We start from the raw sequence: 7,563 nt of genomic DNA on the forward strand, positions 1-7,563 counted from the left end.
CCGCGTCCTCCTGTGGGGGCGCCGGGGGACTGTCCGTGGCGTGCGGGGTCGGTCGGGTGTGGTGTGTGGTCAGCGCTGGGACGTCCGTGTCGGCGGCGGGTGACACGCCCTCCCGTCCGGCTGTCGGCAGAGCCGTCGGTACCGGCGCCTGCCCCGGCCACGGCGTGGTCAGCAGGCGTAGCCAGCTCCCCAGGGTCTTCCGCAGTTGTTCCGGTTCTACGATCGCGTCGGCCGCGCCCGCCGCCACCTGGGCCTCGGCCGTGTACGCCGTGGGGTCCGCGTCCGGTGGGCGTACCCGGGAGCCCGCGAAGCCGACCTGGGCGCCGGGCAGCGCCAGGATCACGTCGGCGCCCGCGCCCAGGGTGGCCCAGCTGCCGCCCGTGGTCGGGTCCCGCAGTACCGCGATCTGCGCGAGGCCGGCCTCCCTGGTGAGCGCCGACTGGCGTGCCACGCGCTGGAGTTGGGTGAGGGCGATCATGCCCTCCTGCATCCGGCTGCCCCCGGTGGCGATCAACGGCACGACCGGCAACCGGTGTTCACGGGCGTACGTGTACGCCGCCTCCAGGCGGTCCCCGGTGCGTTCGCCCAGCGAGCCGCCCAGGAAGCCGAACTCGAAGGCGATCAGCACCGCCCGCGTGCCCCCGACCGTCGCCGTACCGCACACCACCGACTCCGACTCGCCGGTGCGTTCGGCGGCGCGGGCCCGCGAGGCGTCGTAGCCCTGCCAGGCGAGAGGACCGTCGGGCTTGGACTCCCGTACGGGGTGGGGGAGTTCGGTGAAAGTGGAGTCGTCCGTGACCAGGGCCAGGGTCTCGCGGGCGGACCGGCGGTCAGTCATGGGGCAGGGCGCGCTTGAGGATCTTCCCCATGTCGTTGCGGGGGAGCGCGGTGAGGAGGTGGACGACGCGGGGGCGCTTGTGCGGGGCCAGGCGGCTCGCCACGTGGTCGGCCAACTCGGCGAGTTCTGGCGGGGATTGGGGGTCCGCCGGGACGATCCAGGCCACGATCCGCTCGCCCAGGTCGGGGTCCGGTTCACCGGTGACGGCGGCCTCGCGCACCCCGGGGTGTTCGAGCAGCGCGTTCTCGATCTCGCCCGCGCCGATCTTGTAACCCCCGCTCTTGATCAGGTCGGTGGCCTTGCGGCCGACGATCCGGACATAGCCGTCGGGGTCGCGCACGGCCATGTCGCCGGTGCGGAACCAGCCGTCGGCGGTGAAGGCGGCGGCCGTCGCGTCGGGCCGGTTGAGGTACTCGGTGAACAGGTTCGGTCCGCGTACCTGGATCTCGCCCACGCTCTCGCCGTCGTGGACGGGAAGGAGCGTGCCGTCCTCCTCGACCAGCCGCAGCTCCACGCCGGGCAGCGGGACCCCGACCGTCCCGGCGCGCGGCTCACCGTCCGCCCGGACACTGGTGTTCATGAGGGTTTCCGTCATGCCGTAGCGCTCGATCACCCGGCGGCCGGTCACCGACGCGATCCGCTCGTGGTCGTGGACCGGCAGCGCGGCCGAACCGGAGACCAACAACCGTGCCCGGGCAAGGGACTTGGCGAGCTCGGGGTCGTCGGGGAGCGTCTCCGCGATGCGGTGGTACATCGTCGGGACGCCGAACAGCATGGTCGCCCCGTCGTTCAGCTCCCGCGCCACACCCTCCGTGCTGAACCTGCCCAGGTGCCGCACCGAGCCGCCGCGCCGCAGCGGGCCCAGGATGCCCAGCACGAGACCGTGCACATGGAACAGCGGCAGCCCGTGCACGAGCACGTCCTCGCCGGTCCACTGCCAGGCGTCGGCGAGCGCGTCCAGCGTCGAGGCGACGGCCCGGCGCGGGAGCACGGCACCCTTGGGCGGGCCGGTGGTGCCGGAGGTGTAGACGACGAGGGCGGGGTCCTCGTCGCCGGGCGAGACGGCCGGACCCTCGCCCCCGGCACCCCGCACGTCGATGTCGACGCGCTCCAACTCCCGCAAGGCGGAAGGAAGTTCGTCGCCCGGAGCCGCCAGCACCAGCGTCGGTGCGCTGTCCGCCAGGATGTGCCCGAGCTCCTTGTCGCCCGACTTCGGGTTGAGCGGCACCGCGGCCACGCCGGCCCGCAGTGCCGCCACCACGGCGACCGCCGTCTCCAGCGAGTTGGTGGCCCACACGGCGACCCGTTCGCTGCCCGTGCACCGGACCGCGAGGGCGTTCGCCGCCGCGCCCAGCTCCGCGTACGTCAGGGACCGGTCACCGAACCTGAGAGCGGGCTGCTCGCCCGGGTTCGTCAGGGCCGGAAAGAGGGTGGACACGCGGCGCACTCCTTGGTCGTCGGGGACAGAGGTCCCCAGACTTCGGGGACACCCCCGTTCCTACACCACGTCCGCCACCACACAACTGATGTTGTCCGGACCCCCGGCCTCGTTCGCCGCGTCGACCAGGGACCGTACCGTCTCCTCCGGGTCCTGGCCCGCGGTGAGGAGTTCGCGGATCCGGTGCTCCGGGACGACCGCGGTCAGGCCGTCCGAGCACAGCAGATAGCGGTCGCCGCGCTGGGTGTCGTGGAGTTTCAGGTCGGGGGCACCTGTGTTGAGGGCCTTGAGGAGCAGGGAGCGCTGCGGGTGGGACCCGGCCTCCTCGGCGGTCAGCCGGCCCTCGTCGATCAGCGACTGGACGACCGAGTGGTCGTGGGTGATCCGGAACAGCCCGCCCTCGCGCAGCAGATACGCGCGCGAGTCCCCGATGTGCACGAGCGCCAGCTTCGAGCCCGTCCACAGCAGCGCGGTCAGGGTCGTGCCGTTCTGGCTCGGATCGGCCACGTCACGGACCGCGTCGGTGGCGCCCCGTACCGCCTCCTCCAGGAGGTTGAGCACATTGCCCGCCGGCACCTCCTCGGTGTCCAGGAAACGCAGCGCCTCCACCGCCGCACTGCTCGCGGGCCCGCCCGCCGGGCCGAACCCGTCGGCGACCGCGAGCAGCCGCGCGCCCGCGTAGGCCGTGTCCTGGTTGGAGGGGCGGACCTGACCGCGGTCCGAGTGGGCGGAGTAACGCAGTTCGAGCATGGTGGTGTCCTTTCCGGGTACGGCCGCCACGGCCGCGAGATGGTCGACGAGGAACCCGGCGAGATCCCGCCGTACGGCCGTCTCCGTCTCGACCCGGGCCCAGAAGGCGCGGATCTCGCGGGCGGCGGCGGCCGGTTCGAGGGCGCACACCTCACGGATCCCGGCCAGCGGCATCCCGAGCCGCCGCAGCCACGCGACCAGCCGCGCCCGCTCCAGCTGCTCGACCGCGTAGTACCGGTATCCGCTGTCGGGGTCCACGCGCGCAGGCCGCAGCAACTCCAGCTCGTCGTACAGCCGCAGCGCCTTCGGCGACAGCCTGGACGCCCGCGCGAAGGCCCCGATCGTCAGCATGCTCATGCATGCCCCCTGTCTCTCCGGGTCTCTCCGGTTCCGTCACCGATGCTGGGGCTTCACCAAGGGGGAAGGTCAATGCGGTTGCCCCGGTTGCGGGGGCCGTGGTTACCCTGCGAAAACGATCTACCGCCGTACGAAGCTGGAGGCTCCCGTGCCCCGTATCGCGCTCGCCACCTACGACCCCGGTCCGGTGCCCAGCAAGGACCGCGACCTCCCGGTGCTCGTGGAGGCGTTGCGGGCGGCCGGGGCCGAGGCAGTCGCCGCGCCGTGGGACGACGAGGGGACCGACTGGGGCGCCCACGACCTCGTCGTCATCCGGTCGACCTGGGACTACACCTGGCGGGTGGCCGAGTTCGTGGCCTGGGCGGAGCGGGTCGGCAAGGCGACGCGGCTCGCCAATCCGGTGCAGGTCGTGCGGTGGAACACCGACAAGCGCTACCTCGGCGACCTCGCGGCGGCCGGCGTGCCCGTCGTACCGACCAGCTATCTCGCCCCCGGCGACCCGGCCGACCTCCCCGACGACCACGAGTACGTCGTCAAGCCGACCTCCGGCGCCGGCGCCCGCTTCGCCGCCCGCTACACACCCGACGAGCACGAGACGGCCGTACGACAGCTGGAGCGCATGCACGCGGAGGGGCTCACCGCGATGGTGCAGCCGTATCTGACGAACGTGGACGTCAGCGGGGAGCGGGCGCTCCTGTTCTTCGGGGGGCGGTTCGTGCACGCCTCGCGGAAGGGGGCCGTGCTGGCGCGGGGCACCGCCTACGACGACGACAAGGTGTCCCACCCGGACCTGGAGCCGTGGACCGCGACCGAGGCCGAACTCTCCGTCGCCGAGCGGGCGTTGGCCGCCGTACCGGATGCGCCTGAGTTGCTCTACGCCCGCGTGGACCTGGTGGACGGGTCGGACGGGGAGCCGTGTGTGATGGAACTGGAACTCGTCGAGCCGAATCTCTTCCTCGATCTGCATCCGGGGTCGTTGGCGGTGGTGGTGGACGCGGTGCTCGCGGCTGCCGTCACTCGCTGACCGCCGTCCGCTGGAGCAGGCCCCAGGTGAACTCGGCCGCGCACCGGTGGCGTACGCCCTGTCCGTCCGGGGCGGTGAAGGCCAGGCCCCAGCGGGTCGGGGCCGTGCCCTCCAGGGGGCGGGCGGGGGCGAAGGCGCGGGCCGCCTCGTCGACCGTGCAGGACCAGGGGGTCAGGTCTTCGAGAGTGTGGAGGGCGGGGCCTTCGGTACCCGGGGCGCGGACCAGCCATTCGTTCCATACGGCGCCGTTCGGGGCGGTGAGCACCTCGAAGCGGAGGTCGGGCCAGAGCGAGAGGGGCCACTGCCAGGCCTCGCACTCCAGGTCGCCGATCTTGCGTTGTGTGGTCGACTCCGGGGTGCCGAGGACGGAGCGGTAACGGGAAGCTGCGGCCCGGCCTCTCGGGGAGTGCAGCATCGCCTGCCAACGCTTGTTGGCCTCGCGCATGTCGGCGATCGAGACGCCCAGCTCATGACGGGCGTTCTCGACCAGGTCCGGGTTGTGGTCCGCCATGCGGCGCAGCAGGACGAGTTGGAAGTCGAGGGGGCTGAAGGGGCTCGCGGGGCGTTTCGCGTCGGGCATGCGATCCATCGTCGCGCACGGCACTGACACCGGCATCGGCATCGGCGCCAGGGCTGGCACCGGGACTGCGGCCGTCGGGGAGGAACAGAACCGAGTTGACGTAGCGGGGGCCGCGCGCGAAGGGCAGCACGCGGCGCAGCAGACCCTGGGAGACGACGTACGAGGTCCGGGCCTGGTGCTCCTCCAGGGGGAAGGCCGCGAGCCGGACCCAGCGCCTGCCCCTGTCCGGCAGGACCCAGCCCTCGTAGCCGAGCAGCGACAGATACGTCACCACCGGGGCGATCGGCTGGATACGTGACTCCAGTTCGACGAAGAGCGCGGGGCGGTCGCGGGTCAGGAGGCCGGTCGCGCCGTGCAGGACGGCCAGTTCGCTGCCGTCGACGTCGATCTTGATGAAGCCGACGTCCTTGAGGCCGAGCCCGTCGAGCGTGACGCAGCGGACGTGCACGGCGCGGGCGTGGATGTCCCGGCGGACCAGCGACGACACGCCCCGGTCGCCCTCGTCGTCCGGCGGCAGCCACAGGCGGGCGGTGCCGGGGCGGTCGGAGGCGGCGGCCGGGATCACCCGGGCGTTCGCGGGGGCGGCAGCGGCGAGCAGTCGCGCCAGGTGGGGGACCGGTTCGACGGTCACCACTTGGCGCGCGTGTCCGCAGAGACGGTGGGTCCAGGGGCCGTACCAGCCGCCGACGTCCACCGCCGTGCCGCAGTCGGGCGGCAACAGGTCGCCCAGGCGCGCCAGTTCGGGTTCGAAGCGGGGGTATACGGCGCGGGCGGTGGCGGCGACCAGGCGGGTGGGGAGGTGGGACGCGAGGCGGGCGGTGAGGGTGCGGGGAGTGCGCGTGGGGGTCATGGCGCCATCCGTTTGAGGAGTTCCAAGTGCTCTGCTTCGTCGGTGACTTGCTCTCCGGAGGAGGGCAGTAGCTGCGGGATGCCGTCGACGATGGGGTAACGGCGGCGCAGGCGCGGGTTGTAGAGGGCGTCCGTGGGCAGCAGGTGCAGCGGGCCCTTGTCGAGCGGGCAGGCCAGGATCTTCAGCAGCGGGTCGTCCGGATTCAAGGGGGAGTCAACTCCTTGGCCTCGACGGGTCGTTGAGGCGCGTTGTCGTGCTTCGGCATGGTGAGCAGGACGGTGACCGCCAGGGTCGTGCCTCCGATCCGCAGGGCCAGGCGCAGCGGGTCGTGGGGCAGCGCCTCGCCGAACGCGAGTGTGCCGAGCACCGCCGTGAACAGGCTCGTCACCGTCGTGCAGACCGGCACGATCAGCGAGGCCCGGCAACGCTGCAGCGCCGCCTGGGACATCACCAGGCCGAACGCGCCCGTGCAGAGCAGGAGATACGGGTACGGCGACCGCAGCAGGTCAACCACCGCACCGCCCAGGTCACTTGTGGTCAGGAAGCTCGACACCCCCTTGATGGCGAGCGAGCTGACCCCGTACAACAGGCCCACCGCCACGCCGTATTCGACGCCCGTGGTGGGCAGCCGATGCCGGTGGGCCGCGCGGCGCTCGGTGGACCGGTACAGCCAGAGGCCGGCCGCGAGCGAGGGCACGCACACCAACAGGATCAGCGGATAGGGCGCGGCGCGGCTGACGTGGTCCGAGCCCTCCTTGAGGGACAGTACGACCATCAGCAGGGCGGCGAGGATCGCACCGAGCGCGTACCGTTCCCGGCCGCTGGTCTCCTCGCCGAGCATGCGCGCGGACAGCAGCACGAGCAGCACCAGACCGGACACGAAGATGCCCTGTGCGGCGGCGATCGGCAGCGTCCGGTACACGGCGAGCTGTGCGCCGAACCCGGCGGCGAGGGCGAGGGATCCCCCGATCCACAGCGGGCTGCCCAGCACCAGCCGCAGCAGCCTGGCCGGTTGACGGACCGTCACCTCGGGCAGTGCCGTGAGCGCCCGTTTCTCCAGCACGAAACCGGTGCTGTACAGCACGTTCGCCAACAGGGCCGCGGTCACTCCCCACCACACGGCCGCGCCCCCTACGTCTTCCGCGCGTGCAACAGCAGGATCGACGCCAACTGCGGTCTGGCACAGGCCAGTCGGTCGAGGGGACGTAGTGGGCGCGGTACGCCGTGGAAGGGGGCGCCCTTGAGTCCTACGACCTCGAAGCCGGCCGCCGTCACGAACTCCCGCAGCGCGCGCGGGGTGTAGAGCCGCAGATGCCCTACGACCTCCTTGCCCGGGCGTCCGTGGATGGCGCGCAGGCTCACCTCCGAGAACACGGGCTGGACGCCGGCGAGCAGCAGGGCGCGGTTGTACCAGGCGGCCAAGTTCGGTGTGGACAGCATGAGATGGCCCCCCGGGCGCAGGATCCGACGGATCTCGCCGAGCGCCGTGTCCGGGTCGACCAGATGCTCGATCACCTCGCTGAACAGCACGGCGTCGGCGCAGGCCGTGCGGAGTGGTAACGCGGTGAGTTCGCCGCGGACCGCGTACGGGAGGTGGGTGCGGGCGCGGGCCAGGGCGTCCTGGGACCAGTCGACGCCGACGACGCGGTGGCCGGTGAGCAGGGGCGCGGCGATGGCCGCCGCCGTGCCGTCGCCGCAGCCGATGTCGAGGACGGTGCGAGGCGGT

General features: G+C 72.4%; 9 protein-coding genes. 1 reads left to right on the forward strand and 8 read right to left on the reverse strand.

Annotated features, from left to right (window positions below; translation table 11 throughout):
• The 3 genes from R6V09_RS41000 to R6V09_RS41010 all read right to left on the reverse strand — a co-directional run.
• Positions 1–838: carboxyl transferase domain-containing protein (locus tag R6V09_RS41000; protein WP_317886577.1), on the reverse strand; the 838-nt coding region annotated here is incomplete at its 3' end.
• Positions 831–2,276: an acyl-CoA synthetase gene (locus R6V09_RS41005; RefSeq protein ID WP_317886578.1), complete on the reverse strand. Its 1,446-nt coding sequence runs from the start codon at positions 2,274–2,276 to the stop codon at positions 831–833. The genes R6V09_RS41005 and R6V09_RS41000, both read right to left, overlap by 8 nt.
• Positions 2,277–2,336: 60 nt before the next feature.
• On the reverse strand, positions 2,337–3,383 hold the full coding sequence (locus R6V09_RS41010; RefSeq protein ID WP_317886579.1) for a MerR family transcriptional regulator: 1,047 nt from the start codon (positions 3,381–3,383) through the stop codon (positions 2,337–2,339).
• Between the two features lie 148 nt (positions 3,384–3,531).
• Here R6V09_RS41010 and R6V09_RS41015 point away from each other — a divergent pair, with 148 nt between their 5' ends.
• Positions 3,532–4,407: an ATP-grasp domain-containing protein gene (locus tag R6V09_RS41015; protein ID WP_317886580.1), complete on the forward strand. Its 876-nt coding sequence runs from the start codon at positions 3,532–3,534 to the stop codon at positions 4,405–4,407.
• Here R6V09_RS41015 and R6V09_RS41020 read toward each other — a convergent pair.
• From R6V09_RS41020 to R6V09_RS41040, 5 genes are all read right to left on the reverse strand, one after another.
• Positions 4,397–4,987, reverse strand: coding sequence for a hypothetical protein (locus R6V09_RS41020; protein ID WP_317886581.1), 591 nt, complete (start codon positions 4,985–4,987; stop codon positions 4,397–4,399). The genes R6V09_RS41015 and R6V09_RS41020 overlap by 11 nt on opposite strands.
• Complete coding sequence (locus R6V09_RS41025) at positions 4,875–5,837, reverse strand: FkbM family methyltransferase (protein WP_317886582.1); 963 nt, start codon at positions 5,835–5,837, stop codon at positions 4,875–4,877. Before R6V09_RS41025 ends, R6V09_RS41020 begins: the two co-directional genes overlap by 113 nt.
• Positions 5,834–6,043: a Trm112 family protein gene (locus R6V09_RS41030; protein ID WP_317774535.1), complete on the reverse strand. Its 210-nt coding sequence runs from the start codon at positions 6,041–6,043 to the stop codon at positions 5,834–5,836. Before R6V09_RS41030 ends, R6V09_RS41025 begins: the two co-directional genes overlap by 4 nt.
• A complete protein-coding gene (locus R6V09_RS41035; protein WP_317886583.1) occupies positions 6,040–6,945 on the reverse strand; it encodes a hypothetical protein in 906 nt (301 codons plus the stop codon). The genes R6V09_RS41030 and R6V09_RS41035 overlap by 4 nt, the downstream gene beginning before the upstream one ends.
• 23 nt (positions 6,946–6,968) lie before the next feature.
• A partial coding sequence (locus tag R6V09_RS41040) for a class I SAM-dependent methyltransferase (RefSeq protein ID WP_317886584.1) occupies positions 6,969–7,563 on the reverse strand: 595 nt, incomplete at its 5' end.

It is taken from the genome of Streptomyces sp. W16 (assembly GCF_033194735.1).
GTDB lineage: Bacteria > Actinomycetota > Actinomycetes > Streptomycetales > Streptomycetaceae > Streptomyces.